The 3800-nt window shown below is 71.8% G+C and carries 1 protein-coding gene; it reads left to right on the forward strand.

Translation table 11 applies throughout. From position 1 onward, the window contains the following. Window positions 1–98: 98 nt before the first annotated feature. Window positions 99–3800 (forward strand): SDR family NAD(P)-dependent oxidoreductase (locus tag ACOJTC_RS24035; RefSeq protein WP_420118589.1); only part of this gene is annotated, 3702 nt, incomplete at its 3' end.

Here is a 3800-nt window from a genome sequence, read left to right on the forward strand (position 1 = left end):
GTGAGGGTGGTTGGGGGCGGTTTTTGTTGTCGTTGGGTGAGGTGTTTGTGGGGGGTGTGGGGGTTGATTGGGGTGCGGCGTTGGTGGGTGGTGCTCGGGTGGCGTTGCCGACGTATCCCTTCCAACACGAACACTTCTGGCACACCGACACCACCGGCCCGCCGACCATCGGCACCGGCACCGGTCTGGACCGGATCGAGCACGACATCCTCCGGGCCCTGGTGAGCACCCCCGACCCGGAACGTCTGGTGCTGCTCGGCGCGATGTCGCACCGGACCCACCCCTGGCTGGCCGACCACAAGGTACGCGGAGACGTCCTCTTCCCCGGCACCGGTTTCCTCGACCTCGCGGCGACCGCCGGTGAACTCGCCGGATACCCCCGCATCGCCGAACTGACCCTGTCCACCCCACTGGTGCTCCCCCCGTCGGGAACCGTCGAGGTGCAGGTCGTCATCGACCCCGCCGACCAACCGGACCAACGCCCGGTGCGGATCAACGCCCGGACGGACGCCACCGGCTCACCCGCGTGGACCTGCCACGCCACCGGCACCCTGAGCCGCGAACCACAGCGGCCACCGGACGACCACCCCGCCACCGAGGGCACCGAGATCCCGCTGACCGGCCTCTACGAGGAACTCGACGAACGCGGATTCCAGTACGGGCCGGCGTTCCGGGGCCTGGACGCGGCCTGGTCGCACGACGGCGACGTGACCGTCGAGACGAGCACCGACCTGGCCACCGGCGGGCACATCGTCCACCCGGCGCTGCTCGACGCCGTGCTGCACGCCGCGACGCTGCTCGACGGCGGGACCGCAGGCGGCCTGCCGTTCGTCTGGACCGGCGTCAGCGTGCACGCACCGGCCGGATCGGCGCTGCGCGCCCGACTACGCCGCGTCGCACCCGACGCCGTGGCGATCGACGCCGTCGACCAGACCGGCGCACCCGTGCTGACCGTCGACGCGTTGACCCTGCGCGCCCCGGCCGGCGACGGTGTGCCCGGCGGGGCCCTGTTCACCGTCGCGTGGCAGCGGTTCGACCCGCCGACCGCCACCGGCACCGGCGACGTCGTCGACGTCACCGGCCAGGACGCCGCAGCAGTACTGGACATCCTGCAGCGGCGGCTGACCGGCCCACCCGAACCACTGGTGCTCACCACCCGGCAGGCGTGCGCCGTCACGGCGGACGACGAACCACCCGGCCTCGACAGCGCCGCCGTGTGGGGCCTCGTCCGGTCGGCGCAGGCCGAACACCCGGGCCGCTTCGTGCTGGTGGACTCCGACGGCGGCGCCGTGCCGCCCGACGTCGCCGGCTGGGACGAACCACAACTCGCCTTCCGCGACGGCGTCGCCCACGTGCCACGGCTCGTCCCCGCGCACCCCGGCGACACCCCGCTCACCGTCGACCCGCAGTCCACCGTCGTCGTCACCGGCGGCACGGGCACCCTGGGCGCCCTGATCGCCCGTCGGCTGAAGGCCGACCACGGGGTACGCCGCCTGCTGCTGCTCAGCCGCAGCGGACCGGCCGCCCCGGGGGCAGCCGACCTGGCAGCGGAGTTGGACGCCGACATCGTGGCCGTCGACGTGGCGGACCGGGCCGCACTGGGCGAGGCGCTGCGCGGCGTACGCGTGGGTGGCATCGTGCACGCGGCGGGCATCCTCGACGACGCCCCCCTCACGTCACTCACCCCGGACCGACTGGCCCGCGTGATGGCCGCCAAGGTCACCTCGGCCGTCCTGCTCGACGAACTGACCCGCGACCAGGACCTGGCGTTCTTCGTGCTGTTCTCTTCCGTCGTCGGCGTCCTGGGCAACGCGGGGCAGGCCGCGTACGCCGCCGCCAACGCCGCACTCGGCAGCCTCGCACGGCGTCGGCACGCCCACGGCGCGCCGGCACAGTCGATCGCCTGGGGCCTGTGGGAGGTGAACACCGGCCTGACCGAGGCGATGACCGACGCCGACCGGGCCCGACTGGCCCGCGCCGGCGTACACCCCCTCTCCGTCGGCGACGGCCTGCGGCTGTTCGACGCGGCCCTGCGGACCCCCGTGCCCGAACTCGTCGCGGCCCGGCTCACCCGCACACCGGGAGACGAGACCTCCCCGCTGCTGCGCGGCCGCACCACCACACCCGCCTCCCCACCGCACCGGCTCGACGGCCGGCTCGCCCGCAGACCGGCCGAGGAGCAACAACGACTGGTGCTCGACCTGGTCCGCACGCACGCCGCCACCGTCCTCGGCCACGACAGTCCCGACCTGATCCGGCCCGACCGGGCGTTCAAGGAGATCGGCTTCGACTCGCTGCTCGCGGTCGAGTTCCGCAACCGGCTCGGCAGGGCCACCGGCCTGCGGCTGCCCGCCACCCTGGTCTTCGACCACCCCGATCCGGGCACCCTCGCGGAGTACCTGCGCCAGCAGCTGACCGGCGGGCGGCACACCCCCTCCGCACCCGGCCGCCAGGCCGTCACCGGTAACCGGGCCACCGCCGACGACCCGGTGGTGATCGTGGGGATGGCCTGCCGCTACCCCGGTGGCATCCGGTCGGCCGACGACCTGTGGCGGTTCGTCGTCGAGGAGGGCGACGCGATCACCGGTTTCCCGACCGACCGCGGCTGGCCCGACGACCTGTACGACCCGGAGCCGGGCAGCTCCGGACACACCTACGCCCGGGGCGGCGGCTTCCTGCACGACGCGGCCGACTTTGATGCCGACTTCTTCGGCATCTCCCACCGCGAGGCACTCGCGATGGACCCGCAACAACGGCACCTGCTGGAGGTCTCCTGGGAGGCCCTGGAACACGCCGGCATCGACCCGGCCACCCTGCGCGGCAGCGACACCGCGGTGTTCACCGGCCTGATGTATCACGACTACGGCATCCGCGTGGACGTGCCGCCCGACGCCGTGGCCGGCTACCTCAGCTCGGGCACCACCGGCGGCGTCGCCTCCGGCCGGGTCTCCTACGTCATGGGTCTGGAAGGCCCGGCGGTCACCGTGGACACCGCGTGTTCGTCGTCGTTGGTGGCACTGCACCTGGCCGCGCAGGCGCTGCAGGCCGGGGAGTGCTCGCTGGCCCTGGCCGGCGGCGCCACCATCATGTCCACCCCCGGTCTCTACGTGGACTTCGGTCACCAACGTGCGTTGTCCCCCGACGGGCGGTGCCGGCCCTATTCGGACGCGGCGGACGGCACGGGCTTCTCCGAGGGTGTGGGTGTGGTGGTGGTGGAGCGGTTGTCGGATGCGCGTCGTCGGGGTCATCGGGTGTTGGCGGTGGTGCGGGGTTCGGCGGTTAATCAGGATGGCGCGTCGAATGGTTTGACGGCACCTAATGGTCCTTCTCAGCGGCGGGTGATTCGTGCGGCGTTGGTGTCGGCGGGTTTGTCGGGTGTGGATGTCGATGTGGTGGAGGCGCATGGGACGGGGACGCGGTTGGGTGATCCGATCGAGGCTCAGGCGTTGTTGTCGACTTATGGTCAGGGGCGTTCTGCTGATCGGCCGTTGTGGCTGGGTTCGGTGAAGTCGAATATCGGTCATGCGCAGGCGGCTGCGGGTATGGCTGGTGTGGTGAAGATGGTGTTGGCGTTGGGGCGGGGGGTGTTGCCGCGGACGTTGCATGTGGATGCGCCGAGTTCGCGGGTGGATTGGTCTGTGGGTGCGGTGTCGTTGTTGGATCGGGCGCGTTTGTGGCCTGGGGTGGGTCGTGTTCGTCGTGCTGGTGTGTCGGCGTTTGGTGTTTCTGGGACGAATGCGCATGTGATTTTGGAGGAGTTTCCGGGTTCTGGTGGTGTGGGGGAGCCGGGTGTTTTTCCG

This window comes from Micromonospora sp., from assembly GCF_048594385.1.
Taxonomy (GTDB): domain Bacteria; phylum Actinomycetota; class Actinomycetes; order Mycobacteriales; family Micromonosporaceae; genus Micromonospora; species Micromonospora wenchangensis.